The sequence below is a fragment of the Marinobacter sp. V34 genome, from assembly GCF_055524115.1.
Genome location: NZ_JBUPZY010000014.1, coordinates 21,238 through 46,864 on the forward strand (window position 1 = coordinate 21,238; position 25,627 = coordinate 46,864).

The following is a 25,627-nucleotide window of genomic DNA, read 5'->3' on the forward strand; positions in this document are numbered from 1 at the left end:
GGGGCGGGGGCCCTCTGAAACTGAAGAGACGTATTATCAAGGAAAGGATGGAGGGACTCAAATATGATTGTGGCTCTGGGGCCCGGCCCAGCTTTCAATCAAGCCTGGGCCCCAAGAGTGGCTGTGTCTTCTTAATTGGTGAAATCGTCTACCGAACAGTCCTGTGCTACGCCATATAGGCCCTCAGTGCCGCCGGGAGGCGAAATGTCGGTGTTGCTGAGATCGCTAGCAAGGCATGAAAGGTAGAACCTGGATGTTTCAACACTTTCCGATCCGCCTACGCGAACAGTCGCCGTCAGTTCTATCTGTACCCAGTTACAATGGCTTTGTGGGTAGAGAAGAGAGAAGCTGGCGGAGCCATCACTGGCAGATGTGATTGATGATGAGCTAGTGGCTGCAGAGTTGGTGGGCTCAAGTTTTTCGCTCCCATTGACATCTTCGCCGGGGTCGAGCTGACCATTTTGATTTGTGTCCTCTGCCTCACAAAACTGTGGGTCTGAAGGGAATATAGCCCAGTCATCGTCAGTTGTGACGTCATAGTAGCCTTTTCTATAACCAACCGGCAGTGCGCTCAATTCGATACTGGCGTTTTCCACCGGAGCGCCATTGGCGTCTGTCACAATCGCAACATACTCTTTTACGTATCGAACAGAGTCAGGTTCCTCAATTTCATTGCCGGTGCCGATAGCCAGTCGAAGTGCCTGCCGGGCTACTGTCAGTGTTACAGTATCTGAAATAGATCCATCCACTACAGCTTCAATTTCTACGCCATCTCTACCGCTGGTGTTTGATCCTGCGGTGTAAATGGTTGAGGCACGGCCCTGAGAGTCAGTTACGTCGAGGCTGGAGCTCAGGTTGCCCCCGCTTCCATCTTCGAGGATACGGAAGCTGATTTCCTGGTTTTTTACCAAGTTGTTAGAAGCATCGCGAATTACGGCAATGATCTCGCTGGTTTCCCCCAGGTCAAGCTGAGTCTTCGAAGCTTGAAGATTTATCGAGTCTGGAGTGGTTGCGATAAATTCAAACGACAGATCCGCAGAAAGGCCAGAGTCTGGGTCTGTAGCCGTCACAGTCGTCGTTCCAGAGTTGGTTGAGGTAATGCCAACGCTGGCTTCTCCACCGCTGGTAGTCACGAGGCCGTTTGCTGGGTTGAGAGTGCCTCGTGTGGCAGAGAACTGCACCTGAGAACCATCAGCCACTGGGTTTCCGTCTACCTGCCACTCAACTGTAACCTGTTGTTCGACGTCTAGGTCTACTTCGGTAGCGGTATCGGGGGCTGTGAATGCGAAGCTGTCTCCCGCAATGACCACATTCTGTGTAGCAGAAACCTGACTGCTGCCGCTATAGGCAGAGGCTGTAATGTTTGCGGTGCCTCCGGTGTTGCCGCCGGACAATTGCACGTCTACTGAGCCATTGTTGGAAGATGTTAAGTTGGACGCAGACAGGGTGCCCCGATTGGTTGAAAGGGTTATCGGTTGTCCCGCGATGCCGTTGCCGTCAGCATCTGATAGCGTCACTCTATAGTTGGCTGAGCCACCAAGGGAAATAGATGAGGGGCCCGAGATTGAAATCGACGTTCCCGATATTTCGACGTTGAGTGATCGAGACACGCTTCCTGCCTGGGCGGTTACAGTCACTGTTCTGTTTCTTGGGTCACTGTCGGTCGTCAGGGTCGCGGATGCAATGCCAGCCTGATCGGTGACTTGTTGGGTTACCTCCAGAGTTCCGCCGTTATTGGCGCTGAAACTCACCGGAACATCCTGCAGAAGAATGCCGCTCGAGTCTTTGATTCGCGCGGTAATGCTTGAGCTGGCATTGGTGGATGTGTCCAAACGAACCGGGTTGGCTATCAGTTCAACGGTGCCGACGTCGGCATCATCTGAAGGTGTTGTGGGATCGCCGCTTCCGCCGCTCCCATCAGGTGAACCCGCGAGCGGGCTAGAATTATCGTCGCCACCGCAGGCCGCCAATATAAGCGCTAAAAAAACAGCGCACGCACGTGCAAGGAGTTTCCCTGACATTATCATTTTCTCCAGTTCCCGTTACAGCAAAGGCCAGTTCGAAGCACATTCCCCGCTTGAAATGCGCAAGTTTAAGTATTTTCGTAAGTTTGATTATTAGTTTGCTGAAAATCATAGCACAGGATGCGTCTATGCAATGTTGATCGGTATTCATTTTTGAAAAACTTTGTAATCTGATGCGTGGCTTCAGTAAGGGGAGGTGATCAAGTCAACCGGTTTCCTGGGGGTCTACGTCAATAGCCCATTTTAGCCCGGCAGGCGGCTTGCTTTGGTCCAGCGATTCACACAGAACGCCGAGCGTGTGATTGAGGTATTTTCGATTACTGCAAAGTAAAACCAGTTGCGCCCTAAAACGATCAGCGCGACGAGCAATCAGGGCGGGTAGGGGGCCCCAGATTTCGATTTTTTGGTAGCGGGTGTGCTGTTTTATTTGGTCCAGTAACTGCAGGCTCTTCTCCATCGTCGCAGCCTCTGCTCTGAAAATTGCTATTGCACGAAAAGGGGGGAGTTGCCCCGTTTCGCGTTCCGCGAGTAGTTGGTCAGCAACTGGGAGGTAATGTCCCTCGGCCAGAGAGTGCAGCAGAGGGTGGTCGCTATGACAAGTCTGAACCAGCACCTCGCCATGTTTTTCTCCTCGCCCGGCGCGACCGCTGACTTGTAGTAGAGTCTGAATCAATTGTTCCGGAGCCCGGAAGTCCACGCTGAACAGGCCGCCATCGGCATTGACCACAACCACCAGTGTGACGTTCGGGAAGTCGTGGCCCTTGGCCAGCATCTGTGTGCCAACGAGGATGCAGGGACGCCCGCTGTTCACTTTTTCGAGGATGCCCTGGATGCTGCCCTTGCGTTGGGTGCTGTCCCGGTCTACCCGCACGACAGGGACCTCTGGGAACTGGGACGTTAGAATGTCCTCTGTGCGCTCGGTGCCCTGGCCGACGGGCTTGAATGCCTCGCTGTCGCATTTTGGACAATGGTCCGTTGCGGCGGTCTGGAAGTCACAGTGGTGGCAGCGCATGGCCCGATCGCGGCGGTGGTAGGTCAGGCGAGTGTCGCAGTGGGGGCACTCCACCATATGGCCGCAGTCGAAACACATCATTACCGGAGCGAATCCACGCCGGTTCACGAATACTAGTGCCTGCTGTCCGTTATTGAGGCACTTCTCGATGGCTTGCAGGGTTGGACGGGAAAGACCGCCTTCCAGAGGGCGACTGCGGATATCCAGAAGTTTGATCGTTGGAGGCTTGGCGTTACCCGCTCTCTCTTCGAGTCGAACCAGGCGGTACTTGCCAGACAAGGCATTGTGGTATGACTCCATGGAGGGAGTCGCCGAGCCAAGAATAACAGGGCAATTATTAAGGTGCGCGCGATAGACCGCTGTGTCTCTGCCGGAATAGCGAAATCCTTCCCCCTGTTTATAAGAGCTGTCGTGTTCCTCATCCACGACGATGGTTTTCAGATCGGTAAAGGGGAGCAATACAGCCGAGCGGGTGCCGATCAGAATGACCGGCTCGCCATTGCGAATTCTCAACCAGGTTGAGAGTCGTTCGCTGTCTTTTAGTGCCGAGTGCCATACCGCGATGCGTGCCCCAAAATAGTATTGGAAGCGGGCTACGGTCTGCGGCGTCAGGTTGATCTCAGGTACCAGGATGAGCGCCTGGTGTCGGTCTTCCAGGTGAGTCTTCAGGTAATGAAGGTAAAGCTCGGTTTTCCCGCTGCCTGTAATGCCGAACAGGAGCGCCGTTGCGAATCCGTTGTCTGGCGATGGAAGTTGGTTGGCGGCTTCTTGTTGGGCCGGAGACAGCACGGGGATATGATTCTGGGTTTCCTCTGTTACACCATCTGGGGCGGGTGGCGTGGTCTCGCGGATCAGTTCTTTTTCCTGAAGGCTTCGGATTTGCGACTGCGTGAAACCGGCGCGCACAATCTGTTTACTGCCTGTGCCTCCGGGTTGGCGGTTTAGCCATGCCAGCAGTTCTCTCTGTCGCGTTGCGTTACCAGGCAGTAGGGCCGGATCGCCGCAGGCTTGCCAGTAAGGCTCGGCATTCTCCACGGCAGGCCTGCCGCGACGAAGCGCTGGTGGTAGTGCAGTAAAAAGGCACTCTCCAAGCGGGTGCTGATAGTAATCAGACGCCCAGCTGAGAAGGCGAAAGGTTTCCGGGGGCAGTGCCGGCCACGCCTCAGCAGCAGATCGGACTGGTTTAAGGGTAATGCCCTCCGGTGGTTTTGCGTCTGTTTCGACCACCAGCCCGGTAGCCGATTGTCGTCCGAAGGGAACCGTTACACGCTGGCCTCGCTGCAATGTAATGTGATCTGGTACCAGATAATCGAACAGCCGCCGGATAGGGCGGTTCAATGCTATACGCGCAGTTCGGGGCACATGTGGCTCCATGGCGGTGAAGGTGTCACGGTATCTGCCTATCCTTTTAAGGAGCCGCCATCCGGCGTGTCCCGTGTCAGGCGGGATGATAAGACGGTCCGGGGCTTGCCTGATACCGCATTTGCAAGTAAGATTCGCGGTCTGTTTCCGGCAGGGCATGATTGTGCCCCGTCTTGTCAATTGATTCAAACATGCGGTGCCTGACACCCGGATTGCCTGGAAAACTTGGCAGCCCCGTGATCTGGTAGCGGCATGACCGATAGAGGTTCGCCATGAAAGAAGGTATTCACCCAAAGTATGCCGAGATTACCGCTACCTGTTCCTGCGGTAACGTTCTCAAGACCCGTTCTACGTTCACTGAGGACCTGACTCTGGATGTATGCTCCCAGTGTCACCCGTTCTACACAGGCAAGCAGAAAGTGATGGATACCGGTGGCCGTATCGACCGTTTCCAGAAGCGTTTCGGTGGCCGCATCGGTGGCAAGAAAGCCTGATCCGAATGTTGATAGTGAGAAAGCGCCTTTCGAGGCGCTTTTTTTGTATCTGCTGGCTCGCCCTTGAAGGTGCGCCTATTGTGAATGTATACGCAAAAAGCCCTATTGACTGATTAACAAGTGGTCAATCTGGCCTTGTCTGATGCAGCCCTTCGAGCCATAATGTCGCGCTCCGCTGGGCAAGGCCCGGTGGCTTATTACCTCTTAAACGTGACAAACGGAACAGTGGCAATGTCTCAAGATCTGAAAGAAGCAGCCCTTGAATACCACGCCAAGCCGCGGCCTGGTAAGCTGAGTGTTGAAATCACCAAGCCCACCAAGACCTCCCGCGACCTTTCCCTGGCGTACAGCCCCGGGGTTGCCGAGCCGGTCCGCGAGATCGCGAAGGACCCCGAGAATGCATACAAATACACCGCCAAGGGCAACCTGGTGGCCGTGATTTCAGACGGCACTGCAATCCTTGGTCTGGGTAACCTCGGTCCGCTGGCGAGCAAGCCGGTTATGGAAGGCAAAGGCGTACTGTTCAAGCGCTTTGCTGGTATTGACGTGTTTGATATTGAAGTCAATTCCGAAAGCCCCCAGGCATTTATTGAAACCGTTGAGCGTATTGCAGATACGTTCGGTGGTATCAACCTTGAGGACATCAAGGCCCCTGAGTGCTTCGAAATTGAGCGCGCACTAATCGAGAAGTGCAGTGTTCCTATTTTTCATGACGACCAGCACGGCACTGCGATCGTAACGGCTGCGGGTATGATTAACGCCCTTGAATTGCAGGGTAAGAAAATCGATGAAGCCAAAGTGGTCTGTCTCGGAGCTGGCGCAGCGGCTATCGCTTGCATGAAACTGCTGATCAGCTGTGGCGTTCGGTCCGAAAACATCTACATGCTGGACCGTAAAGGCGTGATCCATTCTGGCCGCGACGACCTGAACCAGTATAAGGCGATGTTCGCCAACGAGACTGACAAGCGCACACTGGATGATGCGATGGACGGTGCGGATGTGTTCCTGGGTCTTTCTGGTCCAGACCTTCTGAGTGCGGAGCAGCTTAAATTAATGGCGCCGAACCCCATTGTATTTGCCTGCTCCAACCCAGATCCTGAGATCAGCCCTGAAGTGGCGTTGGCTACCCGTGACGACCTGATCATGGCTACGGGCCGCTCGGACTACCCGAACCAGGTGAACAACGTACTTGGCTTCCCGTTCATTTTCCGTGGTGCTCTGGACGTTAGGGCGACCGCGATCAACGAAGAAATGAAGGTTGCGGCGGTTCACGCGATTCGCGAGTTGGCTAAAGAGCCGGTTCCGCAGGAAATCTGTGAAGCCTATGACGTTGCAAGTTTCGAGTTTGGTCGGGAGTACATCATTCCCAAGCCGATGGACGTGCGCCTGCTGGAAGTTGTTCCGGCGGCAGTTGCGCGTGCAGCGGTTGATTCAGGCGTTGCCCGTAATGGCTATCCAGCCCATTACCCTCTGAAATCAATGGACGACATTGTCTGATGTAGTCCAGTCGGATTTCGGAAAATAAAAAAACCGGCGATGGTTAAGTCGCCGGTTTTTTTGTGGCCGGGAGAATATTTTCTCCCGGATTGTCGGTATCAGAATATCTGTCTCGAAAGACCATCGTTACTGCCATTGTTGCTGCCGCCCGATGACTCATCTTGCGGATCAAGCGGTGGCGGGGCGTCCTCCTCGCGGAATATTTCGAACATGGCTCCTTCTTGCCCTGGCCTTGCGCGCCTGCCCGTTTCCGGGTCGATGCGGATGTTAACTATGCCATTGGGTCTCGCCATCAATGAAGGCGGCTCGCCATTGAGTGCCACTTTCATGTAATCAATCCAGGCGGGCAGGGCGGTGCTAGCGCCGAATTCTCGACGGCCAAGAGGTTGTGGTTGATCAAACCCAACCCATACAGTGGTGGCTACGTCATGGTTGAAGCCGCCGAACCAGGTGTCTCTCTGTTCATTGGTGGTGCCGGTTTTGCCGCTGATGTCATCCCGCCCCAGGGCCTGGGCGCGTCGGCCGGTGCCCCGTCTGATTACATCCCGCATCATGGAGTGCAGTATGTATACGGAGCGTTCATCAGCCAGGCGCCTGGCAATGCGAACGTCTTTCTCGTCGTCGGAGGTGCTCTCTTGTTTCTCTGCGCAGTTGTCATCGCAGAGTTTGACGTCCGGAGCTTCAAAAATTGTTTTGTTGTTGATATCCGAAATCTGACTGATGAGGTAGGGCTCGACATCGTAGCCGCCGTTGGCGATCACCGCGAACCCTCGGGCCAGGTCCATCGGTGTTAGAAGTCCGCTGCCCAATGAGAGCGACAGGTCTTTTTGCATGTCCTCAGTCGGGATTTGTAGCTGTTCAAGATAGTCTATGGTGTTCTGGATGCCCAGGTCCCGAAGCAAGCGTACTGACACCAGGTTGCGGGACCGGTACAGGGCTTCTCTCAGGCGAGTAGGGCCGTAAAACTGTCCTGATGAATTCTGTGGGCGCCATGTGGTCTCCAGTTCGGAGTCGTCAAACACAATAGGCGCGTCGTTGTAGATGGTTGCGGGCGTCATGCCGCTTTCAAGCGCACTCAGATACAGGAATGGCTTGAAGGTTGAGCCCGGCTGCCTCCTCGCCTGGGTGGCGCGATTGTATTTGTTCTGGCTGAAGCTGTATCCACCGGCGAGTGCTTCAATGGCGCCGGTTTTTGCGTCAAGAGAGATCAGTGCGCCCTGTACTTCAGGTACCTGGGAGAGGGCAACGCGCCGGACTTCGGCGATATCCAGGGGTTGTTGTCCATCGCTTTGTTCCTGGTTGTTGGATTCCTCTGGCTGCTCAGGGGTCATCACTACCATGGGTTTTACGTAAACGATGTCACCCACAGCGACCACGTCAGACGGCTTTTCTGGTTCGGGGCCGGTCAGGTTTTCGGTTTTGTATCGTTTGGCCCAGGTCATTGTGGAGAATGCCATTACGGATTCGCCAAGCTGGCGGGCGTAAAGATCAACCTCACCGTCTTTGTCTCTTACCTGAGTTACAGCTGCGGGCACGAGTTCGGCTACATGGGGGTAATTTGCCATTAAATTGGCGAGGTTGTCGGGGTTCAGTTGTTCTTCATCTACCTGCCCAATGGGGCCGCGGAAGCCGTGGCGCCGGTCGTATGCTTCCAGGCCTGCTCTTAAGGCTCTGGTCGCCTCCTGTTGCTTCTCGCTTTCCACAGTCAGCCTGACCTCGTAGCCGTCAGTGTAGGCGGCATCGCCGAATCGCCGGACCAGCTCGGCACGGGCCATTTCCGCAACGTGGTCTGCATCAACCTCGGTGGACGGTGCGTTAAAGCTTGCAGTCAGCGGAGCGTTGGTCGCCAGTTCATAGGCATCATTGGTAATGTACTGGAGATCACGCATACGGCCGAGTATCCAATTACGACGAATCTGCGCCCGTTCGGGATTTGCCAGAGGGTTGTAGGCGGAAGGGGCCTTGGGTAGTCCGGCAAGCATGGCCATTTCTGCCAGAGAAAGTTCGGTCACAGGTTTGTCGTAATAAACCTGGGCGGCGGCGGCAATACCATAGGCGCGATTGCCCAAGTAAATCTTGTTGAGGTAGAGCTCCATGATGCGGTTTTTGTCCAGTTCACGCTCGATCTGAAGAGCCAGAAGTATCTCGTTGAACTTGCGAATAAACGTCCTATCGCGTGACAAAAAGTAATTTTTTGCAACCTGCATTGTGATGGTACTGCCCCCTGACTGGATCTCGCCGGTGGAGATCAGTTCGATGGCAGCCCGCATCAGGCCTTTAAAGTCGACCCCGAAGTGTTCGTAAAAACGGGAGTCTTCGGCCGCCATAAAGGCATGTAACTGAATTGTAGGGATCTGTTCTATTGTGACCGGTGCCCTTCTCTTTTCACCGAATTCTGCTATTAATTTGTCGTCTGCGCTGAAGACCCTCAACGGAGTCTGCAGCTTGATGTCCAGGAGTTGCTCCACAGGAGGCAAACCGGGGCGAAGATAAAGGTAGAATCCTGACGCCACGATTGTGGCGAGACTGAGTCCAGTGAGAAAGAGCCATGCAAACAGGCGAGATGTACGCAACAAATGAGACATTTTTTTCTGACAACTGTTGGATATAGGTCTATCATTTGAGAAATTGCTTTAGGAAGGGCTAGCCGCTTCCCGGGTGCAATGCTTCTCAATTAAAGAAGAACGAGCATTGTAGACGGAAAACTAAAGAAATTCTCTTAAATAAAAAACACATATGAAAGAACTCCGTCGGGAGTTTTCATAACCCGGTGCATGTAACCAGGTATAGGGTGAGCGCGTGTTCGGATTGTTAGGAAAAAAATCCAGTTCGGTGTTGGGCGTGGATATCAGTTCCAGCTCGGTCAAGCTACTGGAACTATCGAAGCAGGGCGACCGTTACAAGGTCGAGAGCTACGCAGTGGAGCCGCTACCGGCTAACGCTGTGGTAGAGAAAAACATCACGGATGTCGAGGCGGTGGGTGAAGTACTCAAACGCGTCGCGTCTAAATCACGTACGAGCGTCAAGCAAGTGGCTGTGGCCGTCTCCGGTTCCGCGGTTATTACCAAGCTGATCCAGATGGACGGTGGTCTTAACGAGTTTGAGATGGAAGACCAGATAACGCTTGAGGCCGACCAGTATATTCCCTACCCGTTGGACGAAGTTGCGATCGACTTCGAAGTTCAGGGACCGTCTGAGACTAACCCGGACCAGGTCGATGTACTTCTTGCGGCGTGCCGCAAAGAAAACGTCGATATCCGGGAAGACGCTCTGGAGATTGCGTCCTTGACCACTAAGATTGTCGACGTCGAAGCCTACGCACTTGAGCGCGCATACGCGCTCATAGAATCTCAACTTGATTCCCAGGGTGAAGAACTCGTTGTGGCGATCGTCGATATCGGCGCAACCATGACGACACTAAGCGTATTGGCGGAAGGCAAGACGGTTTACACTCGCGAGCAGATTTTCGGGGGGAAACAGCTCACCGAAGAAATTCAACGTCGTTATGGTCTGTCCCTTGAAGAGGCCGGCCTTGCAAAGAAGCAGGGTGGCCTTCCCGACGACTACGAGTCCGAAGTACTAACGCCTTTCCGCGAAGCAGTCGTGCAGCAGGTCGCAAGGGCGCTGCAGTTCTTCTTCGGCGCAAGCCAGTACAATGCGGTTGATTACGTGGTCCTGGCTGGCGGCACGGCATCTATCCAGGGGCTGACAGAAATGGTCGAGGAAAAAACAGGCACACCCACGTTGGTTGCAAATCCGTTCGCGGACATGGCGGTGGGATCAAGAGTGAATGCGTCTTCGCTGAGCAATGATGCACCTTCACTCATGATTGCCTGTGGGCTGGCAATGAGGAGCTTTGACTGATGGCAAAGATTAACCTCAGACCCTGGCGCGAAGAACTTCGGGCGGAGAAACAGAAACAGTTTGTGGTGATGATTCTTGGTGCGGCCTTTGTTGCCGTTGGCCTGACTTTTCTCTGGAAAACCGATATGGACAACCGTATCGCCTACCAGGAATCCAGGAATGCCTACATCGAGACCGCGACCAAACAGCTGGATAAGCAGATCAAGGAGATTGAAAACCTTAAGCGCAAGCGTGATGAGCTTCTTTCACGTATGCAGGTTATTCAGGATCTCCAGGGTAAACGTCCGATTATTGTGCGGGTCTTCGATGAGTTGGTTCGCACTCTGCCGGACGGGCTTTTCTACACTAGCCTTACCAAAAAGAGTGAGCGGGTGGAGATTGTCGGGATGTCCGAGTCCAACAGCCGGATATCAGCTCTAATGAGGCGTTTTGAGGAATCTGACTGGTTCACTGATCCCAACCTGTCAAATGTGTCTGCTGCCGATAATCAGCGTGCCGGGTACAGTCAGTTCAATCTTTCGGTAAAGCAGCAAACACCAGAGCCCGAAGGGGGGGATGAGTAATGAGCCTCGCGGACTCACTGAAAAACCTCAATGAATTCGATATTAACGATTTGGACGTCAACAATGCTGGCATCTGGCCTGCGCCAGTCAAGGCCATCGTGGCGATCATCATCTTTGGCCTGATTCTCGGCGGTGGTTATTGGTTCTTCATCAAGGACCAGTACGCTCAGCTGGAGCGAGTCGAAAAGACGGAGCAAGAGCTACGGAAGCGCTATGAAGACAAGGCGTACCAAGTAGCAAACCTGGAAGTGTTCAAGGCGCAAATGGAAGAGATGGAAGAAACCTTTGGGGCACTGGTGCGTCAGTTACCGAGCGAAACCGAAGTACCAGGACTTCTTGAAGATATTACCAACACAGCGCTGGGTAGCGGCCTTGAGCTTCAGGAAGTTAAGTTGCAAGGCGAACAGCGGCGCGACTTTTATGCAGAGCTACCGATCAACATTCGGGTTACTGGCTCCTATCATGAATTGGCGACGTTTGTGAGTAGTGTGGCAAGTCTGCCCCGCATCGTGACGTTGCACGATCTAACGATAACACCAACAGGCGGTGATGGAGAGCAGCTGAATATGCAGGTTCTTGCACGTACCTACCGCTACCGGGCTGGAGAGTGAGCATGGCGAGACAGCATGCAATAAAAGCCTGGATGAGTATTTGTCTGGTATCTTTCCTGACTGCGTGCTCCCAGGGAAGTGGTTTTTCCGATCTTGACAAGTTTATGGCGGACACCCGGGCTAAACCCCGGGGACATGTCGAACCCTTGCCGGAGTTCAAGGCGTATGAGGCGTTCAGTTATTCGGCGGCGGATCGCAGGGCACCTTTCGAGCCGCCAATTGATATCCAGCTCACCATGGTTGACCAGGAGCCAGAAAGTGATATCGAGCCGGATCTGGATCGGCCGAGAGAGGTTCTGGAGAATTTCGATTTGAAGGAACTCTCTATGGTAGGCACTTTGAGTGATGCATCCGGAAGCCTTTTTGCCCTGGTCAGGGATGGCACGGGGGGTATTCATAGGGTGCGCACCGGAAACTATGTAGGGCAGAATTACGGCCGGATTATTGGCGTGAATGAAACCCGGGTTGAACTGATTGAAATCGTTCCCAATGGCCGGGGCGGGTGGGTCGAGCGTCCACGCTCGCTGTCGCTGGATGAGAATGAGGGCTAAGGGGCGGCATTATGATTATTGAAAGAAACATGCATGAACAAAAAAGTTTGGGGTCGAGGCTAGCGATGTTCAGAAAACTCAATGTATACGTCGGCGTGATTGCTTTTGGGTTGTTATCCGGCCTGGCCAATGCGGTCACGCTGGAAGACGTGTCGTTTTCGTCGCTATCCGGGGATCGGGTCGAGGTGACGCTGGCGTTTGACGGCCAGCCACCGGAACCGACCGGTTACACCATCGAGCGACCTGCCAGGATCGCAGTGGACCTCCGGGACACGACCAGCGGCCTCGACAGTCGCAACATCTCGCTCGGAGGCGGTAACGCCCAGAGCATGACGGTTGTTGAAACCAAAGATCGTACACGCTTGATCTTCAATCTGGCAGAACTGGCGCCTTATGAGACGGTGCGTACCCAGAACAGCCTGGTCGTGACAATCGGCAGCCAGGGTGTTACTGCCTCAGGCTCAGCCTCGTCTTCCAAGCCTATGGCAACTTCCGGCGGGCAGTCAGGTTCATCAGCTTCGTCGTCCGGCAGCGACCTCGCGGGGGTCGATTTCAGGCGTGGACAGAACGGCGAAGGGCGCGTAATTGTGGATCTGGGCAGTGCCAGTACTTCCGTGGACTTGTCCGAGCTCGGAGGCAAGATTCGCCTGACGATGGATGGTACCAGTGTGCCTGACAATCTTCGCCGCCGCCTCGACGTTACAGACTTCGCGACACCGGTAACCCGCATTGACACCTATACGGAAGACGGCAATGCGGTTGTGGAAATCCGTCCGGAAGGTAATTACGACTACATTGCCTACCAGTCCGGTTCCCAGTTTACCGTCAGTGTGGAAAGGCTGACGGAAGAGGAAGCCGAGTCTCGTCGTGAGGAGAAGTTCCCGTACACCGGCGACAAGCTCTCTCTCAACTTTCAGGACATCGAGGTTCGTTCGGTATTGCAGCTGATTGCGGACTTTACTGGTCTGAACCTTGTTGCCAGCGATACGGTCAGTGGCAGCATCACGCTGCGTTTGCAGAATGTGCCCTGGGACCAGGCTCTGGATCTGATTCTGAAGACCAAGGGGCTGGACAAGCGCCAGATCGGTAACGTACTGCTGGTTGCGCCGGCTGACGAAATTGCTGCTCGTGAAAAGCTTGAGCTTGAAACCTCCAAGCAGATCGCTGAGCTTGCACCGGTTCGCCTGGATATCATTCAGGTGAACTACGCCAAGGCTGCGGACGTTGTTGCGTTGATCGAGGCGGATGAAGAGTTGATTTCCTCCCGGGGATTTGTGTCTTCGGATGCTCGTACCAACACCATCAGTGTTCGTGAAACCTCGGAAAAGCTTGATGAAATTCGCCGTCTGGTTTCGACCTGGGATGTTCCTGTTCGTCAGGTTTCTATTGAGGCTCGAATTGTAAGGGCGCAAACCAACGTTGCCGAAAATCTCGGTGTTCGCTGGGGCGGTGCCGCCTACGATGTCAGCGGTGATAACGTATTTTCAGTGGGTGGTTCCCAGAACGCGGTTGAGGAAGCGCGTCAAGCTGCTGGAGGAACAAACAACACCATAACGTTCCCGGATGCTCTAGCGGTAGACTTGGGTGTCACCGGCCAGGGTGCTTCCTCATTTGCCATTGGCTTGGGCAGCGATGATTTTCTTGTGGATCTGGAACTCTCTGCGTTGGAAAGTGATGGGCAGGCGGAAGTTGTTTCCCAGCCTCGCGTTGTCACTGCCGATCGCCAGACCGCCAAGATCAAATCCGGTGAAGAGATTCCTTATCAAGAGGCCTCTTCCAGTGGTGCAACGTCAGTGTCTTTCAAGGAGGCGGCGTTGGCTCTCGAAGTGACGCCCCAGATTACCCCGGATGATAAAATCATCATGGATCTGGTGGTTAATCAGGACTCCCGTGGCGAAGTAACCGCCGGTATTCCGGCGATCAACACCAATGAGGTAACCACTCAGGTGTTGGTTGGAAATGGCGAAACCGTCGTTCTTGGTGGTATTTTCCAGTCAGAGGTTACTACGACGACTACGAAGACTCCGTTCCTGGGTGATATTCCCTATCTGGGCCGTCTCTTCAAGCGCACCGAGCATATTGACGAGCGTAGCGAACTGTTAATCTTCATCACGCCGAAGATCATCAAGAGCGACCTGATTCAGTAATCCGGTTGCGTCCGACAAAAAAACCGCCGTGTTTCGCACGGCGGTTTTTTTGTCGGTTCATTTCCTGAAGCTTATGGAAAGCGTTACCCTGTGATATTCTCACGCGCCGGAATGTAGATGAGCGGAAGTTATGTCCTTGCCAAAACGAGTTGTCCTGGTCGGCCCAATGGGTGCGGGGAAAAGCACAATTGGTCGCATGCTGGCCAAGGAGCTGGGCTATCGCTTTCTTGATTCCGACCGGATTATTGAAGAGCGGTGTGGCGCCAATATTCCCTGGATATTCGACGTAGAAGGGGAGGATGGTTTTCGGCATCGTGAAACGGCCATGTTGACTGAGTTATCGGAGTACCCGCAGACAGTCTTGGCCACCGGCGGTGGTGCGGTGATGAAGGATGAGAATCACGCGCACCTCAAGCGCGATTCTGTCGTGGTATACCTGAAAACCTCCATCGAGCAGCAGGTTGAAAGAACGAGGCGGGATCGAAATCGCCCCCTGTTGCAGAACGATGACCCCGAGGCAGTCCTTAGAAGCCTGTTTGCCGTGCGGGATCCGATCTATTCGCGACTGGCCGATATCGTCATGTTTACGGATCGCAAGAGCCCGAGGCTAGTCGTAAGGCAATTGGTTAATCGAATTAATCCGAGGACGCCGCGCCACAAAAGGCAAATACGTAAGGAAGGCAGAAATCATGCGTGATTCACTGCGGGAGTTGACCGTTGAGCTGGGTGATCGCAGCTATCCGATCCTTATCGGCCAGGGGCTGCTGGGTAGCTACGATCTGAGTCCCTTTGCCACTGGCTCCCAGGTGATGATTGTCACCAACGAAACGGTTGCTCCATTGTATCTTGAGTCAGCCCGCGCTTGTTTCCCTGGCAAGCACGTGGATACGGTTGTGCTTCCAGACGGTGAAAAATACAAGGATTGGCAGACGCTGAACCTGATCTTCGACCGTTTGCTGGAAAAGCGTCATTCCCGTAAAACCACGCTTGTTGCATTGGGGGGAGGCGTGGTCGGAGATATGACCGGGTTTGCTGCTGCTTCCTACCAGCGTGGCGTCCCTTTTATTCAGATTCCGACGACGTTGTTGTCGCAGGTGGACTCCTCTGTTGGAGGAAAAACCGGCATCAATCACCCGTTGGGCAAGAATATGGTCGGTGCCTTCCACCAACCGGAAGTTGTACTGATCGATACCGACAGTCTGAGGAGTCTCTCACCAAGGGAAGTGTCCGCAGGCCTTGCTGAGGTCATCAAGTATGGCTTGATTCGAGACACCGATTTCCTGGCCTGGCTTGAGCAAGAAATTACGTCGCTCATTGATCTGGAAACAACGGCCCTGGTGGAAGCTATCTATCGCTCATGCGCCTGTAAGGCTGACGTTGTTGCGAAAGATGAAAGAGAAGGTGGGTTGCGGGCAATACTCAACCTGGGGCACACGTTCGGTCATGCCATTGAGACATTCGCTGGGTACGGGAACTGGCTGCACGGTGAAGCTGTTGGCACCGGCATGATGATGGCGGCGGATCTTTCCCTGCGCCAGGGCATGATAACGGAAGAGGATCGTATAAGAGTCGTGCGCATTATCGAGCGAGCCAAGCTCCCAGGGCTCGCACCTGCGGGCATGTCGCCCGACGATTTTTTAAGGTTGATGGCGGTCGACAAGAAGAATGTGGATGGTTCGCTACGCCTTGTTCTCCTGCGCGGGCTCGGGGATGCGGTGGTGACGGATGCCGTGGATAGGCGAGAACTGGATGCCACGCTTCGGGTATTTTGTGGCGAAGTCTGAATAGGTTTGATCGGGGATTAGACAGGGAATGACGGTGAACGACGAAGGGCTAAGCAGTCATGACGGTGGTGGCCTCTTTCCGCGACTCCAGGAGCGCTATGGGTTAAGGGCCGATCCGTTGGATATGGAAACCCCCTTTTTTCCGGATGCCTCCCGTCACCATGCCCTGGAAACGCTTCGTCACCTCTGTGGCTTTGGTGACCTTGCTCTGCTTCTCACGGGTGACGTTGGGGCCGGCAAAAGTCGGTTGCTCGCGGAACTGGTCAGAAGCGAGTCCTCTCGTCTCGATTTTCATCGGGTGTCGGCTGCTGCACTGACAAGTACGCAGGCGCTGTCGCGGGCGCTACTCGGCATTGCGCACAAAGGGTTGAATCCCGGCGAAGGCGCACGTGACGCCATTTACGGTTTTTTCAGATGGTCTGAAATCAGGGCCCGGAAGGGGCAACGAATGGTCCTGCTTATCGATGATGCGGATCGTGCCCCCGCCGAGCTGCTGATATTGTTGTTTTCTGCCTTTGAGGCCGCAGATCGCTCCGCTGCGGCGGTTCCTGTGTTCAGTGGCAGCGGGCGATTGATCGAGATGCTTGGGTTGTCAGGGGACGGTGCCGGCGTGCATCAGATTCATCTTCGCCCACTGACAAAAGACGAAGTCGCCGCTTATCTGGAGCCCAGAATTCACCGCGCTGGTGGTCATGCCAAGGAGTTGTTGTCGCCCGGGAGGTTGTCACAATTGCACAGTTTGAGTCAGGGGAGCTTTTCTCGTCTCAAGCGTGTGACGCCAGCCGTATGGTTGGATATGGCGTCGACCGAAAATGGAACCAAAAGGACGTTTTCGGTGCCGATTAACCTGCGTTGGCCGGCCCTGGCCTTGGTCATGCTTGCCGGTTCCTGGTGGCTTGTATCGCAGCAATATGACAATTCCGTCGCGAGGGAGCAGTCAGAGCCTGAGCCTGAGCCGGAAACCACACGCAAGAGTATTACCATTGGCCCTGACAATCCGGATATTGAGCCGATTGATACCGACGCAGAGTTGTCAGAACCGGTCGTCGAGCCTAAGTTGCCCATGGCGGACGAACCTGATCAGGCTGTTCCAGAGCCAGAGCCAGAGCCAGAGCCAGAGCCAGAGCCAGAGCCAGAGCCAGAGCCAGAGCCAGAGCCAGAGCCAGAGCCAGAGCCAGAGCCAGAGCCAGAGCCAGAGCCAGAGCCAGAGCCAGAGCCCGGTTTCGTCCCCTCCCGTTCGTCTGCATTTATGGATCTTGAGAACGTAAGGGCGCGTGAGGGCTGGACTGTCCAGTTGATTGCCGGGAATCAGGAACAAACGGTGCTGAACCTGATAAATCGGTACGAGTCCATTTCCGGTATACTCTATACCTATACCCAAAGGCAGGGCCAGGACTGGTTTGTTGGCTTTTACGGCGAGTTTTCCTCGCGTGATGAGGCTCGACAAGCGGTTCAGCGTCTACCTGAGGCCTTGCAGGACCAGTCTCCCTGGATCAGGCAATCACGCGATTTTTGATTGTCGGTACTTATCGATTATTTTGTTGTTTGTGTCATAAAAACAATAACCTACGCGTCTATTTCATAGTGAGTGCTGTCTGGCGCAGCGCTCATATTGAGCGTGCTTGCCCCCTAAAATAAAAACGCTTTGGTTTGAGTACGTATTTCTACGCGTGTAAAATAACCAGCCCCCATTTTCAGTGTCGAAGGGTGACTTTATTGTCGGTTTGTCAATAACCCTTTGATTGAAAAGAATTTCTACGCGAGAGAACGCTTATGATGACAGGTTTGTATCATCCCGATGAATTCAGGGACAACTGCGGCTTCGGTCTGATCGCCCATATGAAGGGCGAGACTAGCCACAAGTTGTTGCAAACTGCCATCGAGTCGCTGACCTGCATGACCCACCGTGGTGGTATCGCTGCAGACGGAAAGACCGGCGATGGTTGTGGCCTCCTGATCCAGAGCCCGGATGCCTTTTTGCGCAAGGCCGCCAAAACAGAATTTGGCAAAGAACCTGAAGAGCTATTCGCCGTGGGCCAGGTATTCCTTAACCCGGATGAGAACAAGGCAGCTGCTGGCCGTGCTGCCGTGGAAAAGCGCCTGGCAGAGCAGGGCCTGGAAATCATGGGTTGGCGCAAGGTGCCTACGGACGACAGCTGCCTTGGGCCGATGGCGCTCGACTGTCTGCCCTGGATAGAGCAAGTGTTTGTGGTCCCCGCTGGTAAAACCGAGCAGGAGTTCGCCATTGCGCTGTTTGTTGGTCGCCGTCACGCTGAGCGAGACATGGCCGATGATTCCGAATTCTATATTTGTAGCCTGTCTCACCGGACCTTGGCCTACAAGGGCCTGATGATGCCGGCGGATTTGGCGAACTTCTACAAGGACTTGGGCGATCCGGACCTGCAGACCGCCATCTGTGTCTTCCATCAGCGTTTTTCTACCAACACCATGCCGCGCTGGCCACTGGCGCAGCCGTTCCGCTATCTCGCCCACAATGGGGAGATCAATACCGTTGACGGAAACCGTAACTGGGCGATTGCCCGTGCCGCTAAATTCAGCGCACCGGAACTGCCGGACCTACAGACACTGCAGCCGCTGGTTAACCTGACTGGCTCAGACTCATCCAGCATGGACAATATGCTGGAAGTGCTGCTGGCCGGCGGTGTCGACCTGTTCCGTGCCGTGAGAATGATGATCCCGCCTGCCTGGCAGAACGTGGATACCATGGATTCGGAGCTGCGGGCATTTTATGAATACAACTCCATGCATATGGAGCCTTGGGATGGCCCCGCAGGCCTGGTTCTTTCCGACGGCCGCTATGCTGTCTGTATGCTTGACCGTAACGGCCTGCGCCCGGCCCGGTGGGTCATCACCAAAGACGATTTCATCACCCTGGCTTCTGAAATCGGAACGTACGGGTACAAGCCTGAAGATGTTGTGGCAAAGGGGCGCGTCGGTCCTGGGCAGATGCTGGCCATTGACACTGAGTCTGGTGAAGTCTTGCACACCAAGGATGTGGACGATCGACTGAAGTCGGCCCAACCCTACAAACGCTGGCTGCGAGAGAACTCGTTGCGAGTGGAAACCACGCTGAACCAGGACACGCCTGATTTCAAGCTGATGCAGTCAGATGATCTCCATATTCATCAGAAAATGTTCATGGTGTCCTATGAAGAGCGTGATCAGGTGCTGAGGCCCCTGGCGGAAAACGGCCAGGAAGCGGTCGGCTCTATGGGGGATGATACTCCGATGGCGGTTCTGTCGAGTCGGGTTCGGCACGTGGCGGACTATTTCCGTCAGAAATTTGCCCAGGTGACCAACCCGGCCATCGATCCGCTCCGCGAGTCCATTGTTATGTCGCTGGAGACATGCATTGGTGCGGAGCGCAATGTGTTTGAGGAAACGCCTGAGCACGCGAATCGAATCATCTTGACGACACCGGTGTTGTCGCCAGCGAAATACCTTAAGATCGCAAATAATGACCGGCCCGGCTTCGAAGTAGCTCATATCAATATGAGTTACAGCCCGGAAGTGGGGCTTGAGCAGGCTGTTCGCAATGTTTGTGATGAAGCTGAACAGGCTGCCCGTAATGGCAAGGTGATCCTGATTCTGACCGATAAACACCTGAAGGAAGGGGAACTGCCGGTCAATGCAATGATGGCAACCGGTGCTGTTCACCACCACTTGGTCAAGAAAGGTCTCCGGTGTGACTCCAACATTCTTGTAGAAACCGGCTGGGCCCGCGATCCCCATCAATTTGCTGTCCTATTTGGCTTTGGGGCCACGGCAGTGTACCCCTACCTTGCGTATCAGGTTCTCAACGATCTGATACGTACGGGTGAGCTGATGATGGATCCCATTGACGCGAAGAATAACTACCGCAAGGGTATCAACAAGGGGTTGTTGAAGATTCTGTCCAAAATGGGTATCTCGACCATCACCTCCTACCGGGGGGCGCAGCTGTTTGAGGCCATTGGCCTGGCGGATGACGTCGCGGACCTTTGTTTCAAAGGCGTACCCAGCAGAATTCAGGGTGCCGGCTTCTTTGATTTCCAGCAGGACCAGGAACAATTGGCGTCCGTTGCCTGGAAGCATCGCAAGCCCATATCCCAAGGGGGGCTGCTGAAATATGTTCATGGCCAGGAATATCATGCCTTCAATCCAGACGTGGTCGGTAAGCTCCAAGAGGCTGTGATCAGTGGGGATTATGGGCAGTACATGGAATACGCTGGTTTGGTGAATGAGCGCCCGGTCTCAACGTTGAGGGATCTGCTTGGCTTCCGTAAGGACGTGAAAGCAATTGACCTGTCCGACGTGGAGCCCGTGGAGAACATCTTCCCACGGTTTGATTCAGCTGCAATGTCTTTGGGCGCGCTGTCTCCGGAGGCGCACGAAGCTCTCGCAGTGGCTATGAATACACTGGGTGGTCGCTCGAATTCTGGTGAGGGTGGGGAGGACCCAGCTCGTTATGGCACCGAAAAACGTTCCAAGATCAAGCAGGTGGCTTCTGGTCGTTTCGGTGTAACTGCGGAATACTTGCGTAGCGCCGATGTTATGCAGATCAAAGTGGCTCAGGGTGCGAAGCCTGGTGAAGGCGGCCAATTGCCTGGGGGTAAGGTTAATGACCTGATTGCCCGTTTGCGCTACTCGGTACCAGGGGTAACGCTGATTTCCCCGCCACCGCACCATGATATCTACTCGATTGAAGACCTGGCGCAGCTGATCTTCGACCTCAAGCAGGTTAACCCTAGCGCCCTGGTTTCGGTAAAGCTCGTCTCTGAACCCGGTGTTGGCACCATCGCCGCTGGTGTGGCGAAGGCCTATGCTGACCTGATCACCGTCTCTGGTTATGACGGTGGTACAGCAGCCAGTCCGCTGACGTCCATCCGTTACGCCGGGTCGCCTTGGGAGCTGGGTTTGAGTGAAACCCAACAGGCTCTGAGGGCCAATGACTTGCGAGGCAAGATCCGACTGCAGACCGATGGCGGTATCAAGACCGGCCTGGATGTGGTCAAGGGCGCCATCCTGGGGGCTGAAAGCTTCGGTTTCGGCACCACACCAATGGTGGCACTGGGTTGTAAGTATCTGCGTATCTGTCACCTGAACAACTGTGCCACCGGCGTCGCGACCCAGAACGAGCACCTCAGGGAGGAGCACTTCAAGGGCACGGTAGAAATGGCCATGAATTTCTTCCGGTTCGTTGCGACCGAGACCCGAGAGTGGATGGCCAAACTGGGTGTTCGCAACCTGGAGGAGCTGGTAGGCCGTGTTGACCTGCTGGAGCGCCTACCCGGCGACACCCCGCGCCAGAAGAAGCTGGATCTGACGCGCCTGTTGTCGAATGACCACATCCCGGCGGATAAGCCCAACACCTGCCAAGTGGAGCGCAATCATCCGTTTGACGAAGGCAAGCTTGCCGAGCAGATGGTGAAAGACACTGCGGATGCGATAGCCGACAAAGCTGGTGGTACCTGGTCCTACAGGGTTACCAACTGTGACCGGTCGATTGGCGCTCGCCTGTCCGGAGAGATTGCCCAGTTGCATGGCAACCAGGGCATGGTCTCGGCGCCTATCACTCTGGATCTGACTGGCACCGCCGGCCAGAGCTTCGGTGTCTGGAACGTGGGCGGTCTCAACCTGCTTCTGGAAGGCGATGCCAACGACTATGTCGGCAAAGGCATGACCGGTGGCAAATTGGTGATTCGGCCGCCGGCCGGTAGCGATTTCAAAACCCAGGACACCTCGATCGTAGGTAACACCTGCCTCTACGGCGCAACCGGTGGCAAGCTGTTTGCCGCTGGCACCGCCGGTGAGCGTTTCGGTGTTCGTAACTCCGGCGCCCATGCGGTGGTAGAAGGTGTGGGCGATCACTGCTGCGAATACATGACGGGGGGCCTGATCACGGTTCTTGGTAGTACCGGCCACAACTTTGGCGCCGGTATGACCGGCGGTTTTGCTTACGTGCTGGACTTGAACAACACCTTCGTGGACAAGTACAACCATGAACTCGTGGAGATTCAGCGGATATCCAGCGAGGAAATGGAGTCATACCGTAATCACCTGCGCGGTGTGGTCCGCGAGCATATTTCTGAAACCGCGAGCGAGTGGGCAGAGCATATTCTTGACAATTTCGATGACTACATTGGCCGCTTCTGGCTGGTGAAACCCAAGGCGGCGAACCTTCGCAGCCTGCTGGCTAGCACCCGGGCACGCCCCGAGTAAAGGCGGTTGAAACAGGTTGGGGGCGTTGCTGGTGAGGCAGCGCCCGCGTCGAAATTGAGTCTGATGAGAGCGTCATAATGAAAGAACGACTGAGTAACGACTTCCAGTTTGTCGAAGTAGGGCGTGTCGACCCGAAAAAAGTACCGGCAAAGAAGCGCAAAAAAGAGTTTGGTGAAATCTATCACCCATTCACCCAGGATAATGCCGCGTCGCAGTCGCATCGCTGCCTGGAGTGCGGTAATCCGTATTGTGAGTGGAAGTGCCCGGTACACAACTATATCCCCAACTGGCTGAAGCTGGTGTCGGAAGGCAATATCATGAGGGCTGTGGAGCTCTGTCACCAGACCAACTCCCTGCCGGAGGTCTGTGGCCGGGTCTGCCCCCAGGATCGTCTGTGTGAAGGCGCTTGTACCCTGAACGATGGCTATGGAGCAGTCACCATCGGGTCGGTGGAAAAGTACATTACCGATACGGCCTTTGCTTTGGGCTGGAAGCCCGACATGTCCGCCGTTAAATGGACCGACAAAAAAGTGGCCGTAATCGGTGCCGGCCCTGCAGGCCTTGGCTGTGCCGACGTTTTGGTGCGCAATGGCGTAAAGCCGGTGGTATTTGATATTTACCCGGAAATTGGCGGACTACTGACCTTCGGGATTCCTGAGTTCAAACTTGAGAAATCGGTGATGAGCCGCCGCCGCAAGATATTCGAGGAAATGGGTGTAGAGTTCCGTCTGTCCACGGAAGTGGGCAAGGATGTGATGATGGCCGATATTCTCGAAGAGTACGACGCTGTCTTTATGGGCATGGGAACCTACACATACATGAAAGGGGGCTTCCCGGGCGAGGATCTGCCAGGCGTTCATGATGCACTGCCATTCCTGGTCTCAAACGTGAATCGTCGTCTTGGGTTCGAGAAAGACGAAGACGATTTTATCGACATGAAAGGCAAACGCGTGGTCGTGCTCGGCGGTGGTGATACCGCCATGGACTGCAATCGCACCTCGATTCGCCAGCAGGCGACCAGCGTTACCTGCGCCTATCGCCGTGATGAGCAGAACATGCCGGGCTCACGCCGGGAAGTGTCTAACGCCAAGGAAGAGGGCGTTAAGTTCATGTTTAACCGCCAACCGATCGCCATTATTGGCGAAGACCGGGTTGAGGGGGTCAAAGTGGTTCAGACTCGCCTCGGCGAGCCCGATGAAAACGGCCGTCGTCGTCCGGAAGTGGTCGCTGGCAGTGAGGAAGTGATTCCGGCCGATGCAGTTCTGGTGGCCTTCGGATTCCGCCCGAGCCCGGCCGACTGGTTTGACGAGTTGAAGGTAAACACTGACGACTCTGGCCGTGTCAGCGCTCCGGAGGAAGTGGAGTTCGGCTTCCAGACCAGCAATCCCAAGATATTTGCCGGTGGCGATATGGTCCGTGGTTCGGATCTGGTCGTAACGGCTATCTGGGAGGGTCGCCAGGCGGCGGAAGGTATCATGGATTACCTGGATATCTGACAGCCCCCGGTTTCATCCGGGTTGGAAGGGCGGCTTGCAGACGGCGGGCCGCCCTTTTTTATTGCCACAAACCGGGTATCATTGCCCTCCAAACTTTTGACAGACAGCAGACTGGGAATGCTATGACCGAGCTGAAAAATGACCGTTTCCTGCGTGCGCTGATGCGTCAGCCCGTTGATCGCACACCAGTGTGGATGATGCGCCAGGCAGGTCGATACCTGCCGGAATACCGAGCGACTCGGGCCAAAGCCGGAGACTTTCTCAGTCTGTGCAAAAACACACCGCTGGCCTGTGAAGTGACGTTACAGCCGCTGGAGCGGTTCCCGCTTGACGCTGCCATCCTGTTTTCAGACATCCTTACCATCCCTGATGCCCTGGGGCTGGGCCTGTACTTCGAAACCGGCGAGGGCCCGAAATTCCGTAACACGATCCGCTCCGCCGCAGACGTAGCGGCGTTGCCCAAGATCAATGCGGAAACAGACCTGGACTACGTGATGAATGCCGTGTCCACCATCCGTGGCGCGCTCAATGGCAGCGTCCCGCTGATCGGCTTCTCTGGCAGCCCCTGGACACTCGCCACCTACATGATTGAAGGCGGTTCCTCCAAGGATTTCCGCGAGGCCAAGAAGCTGATGTACGGCCAGCCGGAGGTGATGCATCAGTTGCTGGATCATCTGGCGGACTCGGTCATTGATTACCTGAACGGCCAGATTCGTGCCGGTGCCCAGGCGGTCCAGATCTTCGATACCTGGGGCGGCGTGCTGAGTAGTTGGGCGTATCAGGAGTTTTCCCTGAACTACATGAAGAAAATTGTCGCCGGTCTGATTCGGGAGAATGACGGTCGCCGTGTGCCAGTGATCCTGTTCACCAAGAATGGTGGCCAGTGGCTGGAGTCGATAGCGGAATCCGGTGCTGACGCGGTCGGTCTGGACTGGACAACGGATATCGGCAACGCTCGTGCTCGCATTGGCGATCAGGTGGCCCTGCAGGGCAATATGGACCCGACTATGCTGTATGCACCGCCTGAGCGGATTCGCCAGGAAGTGGCCGATATCCTGTCCCGCTACGGCACCGGGCCAGGGCACATCTTCAACCTCGGGCATGGCATCACCCCGGACGTTGATCCGGAGCACGCCGGGGCGTTTATCCGTGCGGTGACTGAGCTGAGTCCGGAGTATCACCTGCAAGACTGATGGTTGGGAGTAGCGGGTGGTTGTTGGGGCTTTCCAAAACACGCCCGTAAATACGTCCATGTAGGGCTCGGTCGCGCCATCCCTGGCGCTCCACGGTTTTGGAAAGCCCCAAAACCGCCCTCTGTCCGACTTCTGCGTTAACGCTCCACAGAGCTTCTGTTTGGTGTTAGCGCTAGATAGAAGCTCCTGTGCGGTCTATAGTCATAACAGACGAGACCGGTCAACAGGAGTAACCCTTGCCAACCAAAGCCCCCGAAAAACGCCGCTTCCACAGAATCTCCTTCGATGCCGAATGCGAACTGCATTGGCAGGAGGAAGTGTGGGTGAGTGAAGTGCTGGATATTTCACTGAAGGGCGTGCTGGTAAAGCGGCCGGAGAAGTGGAACGTACCGCTGAAACAGCCCTGCGAGGTGATTATCCACCTCGACGACCACGAAACAGGGATTGTGATGGCAGTGGAGTTGAGGCATATCGAAGAGCAGCGGTTGGGGTTCAAGTGCCAGTATATTGACCTTGAAAGTGCGACTCATCTAAAACGCTTGGTGGAGTTGAACCTGGGGGATCAGGCGTTGTTGGAGAGGGAGTTTGCGCATTTGATTGATTGAGATTTTTTGGGGTGGTTTTCAGGTTAGTTGTCGGATTACGGCTTTGCCTAATCCGACCTACGGATAGGGAGTTCGTGAGGACACTGCGAAGTTGGCAGGCGGGATTGGAAGGGCCTTTCCAAAAATGTGCGGAGCCATGGATGGCGGAGCCCAAGCGCACAGGGATGTGCTTGAAGCGTTTTTTGGAAAGGCCCTTCCAATC

Annotated in this window: 17 protein-coding genes; 14 read left to right on the plus strand and 3 right to left on the minus strand. The window is 55.0% G+C overall.

The features are described 5' to 3' along the window. Positions 1–131 precede the first annotated feature (131 nt). Positions 132–2,021: an Ig-like domain-containing protein gene (locus AC0B60_RS18630; RefSeq protein ID WP_465087367.1), complete on the minus strand. Its 1,890-nt coding sequence runs from the start codon at positions 2,019–2,021 to the stop codon at positions 132–134. Positions 2,022–2,229: 208 nt separating this feature from the next. Then, positions 2,230–4,410, minus strand: coding sequence for a primosomal protein N' (locus AC0B60_RS18635; protein ID WP_465087368.1), 2,181 nt, complete (start codon positions 4,408–4,410; stop codon positions 2,230–2,232). A gap of 260 nt (positions 4,411–4,670) precedes the next feature. Between AC0B60_RS18635 and rpmE the strand changes: the two genes are divergently transcribed. Further along, positions 4,671–4,892: a 50S ribosomal protein L31 gene (rpmE, locus tag AC0B60_RS18640; protein ID WP_465087369.1), complete on the plus strand. Its 222-nt coding sequence runs from the start codon at positions 4,671–4,673 to the stop codon at positions 4,890–4,892. A 231-nt stretch (positions 4,893–5,123) separates the two neighbouring features. Beyond that, positions 5,124–6,389 (plus strand): malic enzyme-like NAD(P)-binding protein, encoded by a 1,266-nt coding sequence (locus tag AC0B60_RS18645; protein ID WP_465087370.1) that lies wholly within the window; start codon positions 5,124–5,126, stop codon positions 6,387–6,389. A 98-nt stretch (positions 6,390–6,487) separates the two neighbouring features. On the opposite strand, the gene AC0B60_RS18650 is transcribed toward AC0B60_RS18645, so the two are convergent. After that, positions 6,488–8,974 (minus strand): penicillin-binding protein 1A, encoded by a 2,487-nt coding sequence (locus AC0B60_RS18650; RefSeq protein WP_465087371.1) that lies wholly within the window; start codon positions 8,972–8,974, stop codon positions 6,488–6,490. 214 nt (positions 8,975–9,188) lie between these two features. Between AC0B60_RS18650 and AC0B60_RS18655 the strand changes: the two genes are divergently transcribed. From AC0B60_RS18655 to AC0B60_RS18710, 12 genes are all read left to right on the plus strand, one after another. Further along, entirely contained in the window at positions 9,189–10,253 is a 1,065-nt protein-coding gene (locus AC0B60_RS18655; RefSeq protein ID WP_465087372.1) for a pilus assembly protein PilM, read from the plus strand. Next, positions 10,253–10,816, plus strand: a complete 564-nt coding sequence (locus AC0B60_RS18660; RefSeq protein WP_465087373.1) for a PilN domain-containing protein — start codon at positions 10,253–10,255, stop codon at positions 10,814–10,816. Before AC0B60_RS18655 ends, AC0B60_RS18660 begins: the two co-directional genes overlap by 1 nt. Beyond that, entirely contained in the window at positions 10,816–11,427 is a 612-nt protein-coding gene (locus AC0B60_RS18665; RefSeq protein WP_041335800.1) for a type IV pilus inner membrane component PilO, read from the plus strand. Before AC0B60_RS18660 ends, AC0B60_RS18665 begins: the two co-directional genes overlap by 1 nt. Positions 11,428–11,429: 2 nt before the next feature. Then, positions 11,430–11,978: a pilus assembly protein PilP gene (locus tag AC0B60_RS18670; RefSeq protein WP_465087374.1), complete on the plus strand. Its 549-nt coding sequence runs from the start codon at positions 11,430–11,432 to the stop codon at positions 11,976–11,978. A 65-nt stretch (positions 11,979–12,043) separates the two neighbouring features. Continuing rightward, complete coding sequence (gene pilQ / locus AC0B60_RS18675; protein WP_465087375.1) at positions 12,044–14,125, plus strand: type IV pilus secretin PilQ; 2,082 nt, start codon at positions 12,044–12,046, stop codon at positions 14,123–14,125. A 130-nt stretch (positions 14,126–14,255) separates the two neighbouring features. After that, complete coding sequence (aroK, locus tag AC0B60_RS18680; RefSeq protein ID WP_465087376.1) at positions 14,256–14,822, plus strand: shikimate kinase AroK; 567 nt, start codon at positions 14,256–14,258, stop codon at positions 14,820–14,822. Next, a complete protein-coding gene (gene aroB / locus AC0B60_RS18685; RefSeq protein WP_465087377.1) occupies positions 14,815–15,909 on the plus strand; it encodes a 3-dehydroquinate synthase in 1,095 nt (364 codons plus the stop codon). The genes aroK and aroB overlap by 8 nt, the downstream gene beginning before the upstream one ends. A gap of 28 nt (positions 15,910–15,937) precedes the next feature. Beyond that, entirely contained in the window at positions 15,938–17,425 is a 1,488-nt protein-coding gene (locus AC0B60_RS18690) for an SPOR domain-containing protein (RefSeq protein ID WP_465087378.1), read from the plus strand. 257 nt (positions 17,426–17,682) lie between these two features. Beyond that, entirely contained in the window at positions 17,683–22,131 is a 4,449-nt protein-coding gene (gene gltB / locus AC0B60_RS18695; RefSeq protein ID WP_465087379.1) for a glutamate synthase large subunit, read from the plus strand. Positions 22,132–22,208: 77 nt separating this feature from the next. Further along, the gene (locus tag AC0B60_RS18700; RefSeq protein ID WP_465087380.1) at positions 22,209–23,627 is read left to right on the plus strand and encodes an FAD-dependent oxidoreductase; all 1,419 of its coding nucleotides are present in this window, start codon (positions 22,209–22,211) and stop codon (positions 23,625–23,627) included. A 122-nt stretch (positions 23,628–23,749) separates the two neighbouring features. Further along, positions 23,750–24,820: a uroporphyrinogen decarboxylase gene (hemE, locus tag AC0B60_RS18705; RefSeq protein WP_465087381.1), complete on the plus strand. Its 1,071-nt coding sequence runs from the start codon at positions 23,750–23,752 to the stop codon at positions 24,818–24,820. Between the two features lie 236 nt (positions 24,821–25,056). Next, a complete protein-coding gene (locus tag AC0B60_RS18710) occupies positions 25,057–25,425 on the plus strand; it encodes a PilZ domain-containing protein (RefSeq protein WP_465087382.1) in 369 nt (122 codons plus the stop codon). Positions 25,426–25,627 lie beyond the last annotated feature (202 nt).

Coding starts and splice junctions, on each gene's coding strand:
- AC0B60_RS18630 (WP_465087367.1), bottom strand. CDS start 2,021: ATGTCAGGGAAACTCCTTGCACGTGCGTGCGCTGTTTTTTTAGCGCTT.
- gltB (WP_465087379.1), top strand. CDS start 17,683: ATGATGACAGGTTTGTATCATCCCGATGAATTCAGGGACAACTGCGGC.
- aroB (WP_465087377.1), top strand. CDS start 14,815: ATGCGTGATTCACTGCGGGAGTTGACCGTTGAGCTGGGTGATCGCAGC.
- AC0B60_RS18700 (WP_465087380.1), top strand. CDS start 22,209: ATGAAAGAACGACTGAGTAACGACTTCCAGTTTGTCGAAGTAGGGCGT.
- AC0B60_RS18690 (WP_465087378.1), top strand. CDS start 15,938: ATGACGGTGAACGACGAAGGGCTAAGCAGTCATGACGGTGGTGGCCTC.
- AC0B60_RS18645 (WP_465087370.1), top strand. CDS start 5,124: ATGTCTCAAGATCTGAAAGAAGCAGCCCTTGAATACCACGCCAAGCCG.
- AC0B60_RS18670 (WP_465087374.1), top strand. CDS start 11,430: ATGGCGAGACAGCATGCAATAAAAGCCTGGATGAGTATTTGTCTGGTA.
- AC0B60_RS18660 (WP_465087373.1), top strand. CDS start 10,253: ATGGCAAAGATTAACCTCAGACCCTGGCGCGAAGAACTTCGGGCGGAG.
- AC0B60_RS18635 (WP_465087368.1), bottom strand. CDS start 4,410: ATGGAGCCACATGTGCCCCGAACTGCGCGTATAGCATTGAACCGCCCT.
- hemE (WP_465087381.1), top strand. CDS start 23,750: ATGACCGAGCTGAAAAATGACCGTTTCCTGCGTGCGCTGATGCGTCAG.
- pilQ (WP_465087375.1), top strand. CDS start 12,044: ATGTTCAGAAAACTCAATGTATACGTCGGCGTGATTGCTTTTGGGTTG.
- rpmE (WP_465087369.1), top strand. CDS start 4,671: ATGAAAGAAGGTATTCACCCAAAGTATGCCGAGATTACCGCTACCTGT.
- AC0B60_RS18665 (WP_041335800.1), top strand. CDS start 10,816: ATGAGCCTCGCGGACTCACTGAAAAACCTCAATGAATTCGATATTAAC.
- AC0B60_RS18650 (WP_465087371.1), bottom strand. CDS start 8,974: ATGTCTCATTTGTTGCGTACATCTCGCCTGTTTGCATGGCTCTTTCTC.
- aroK (WP_465087376.1), top strand. CDS start 14,256: ATGTCCTTGCCAAAACGAGTTGTCCTGGTCGGCCCAATGGGTGCGGGG.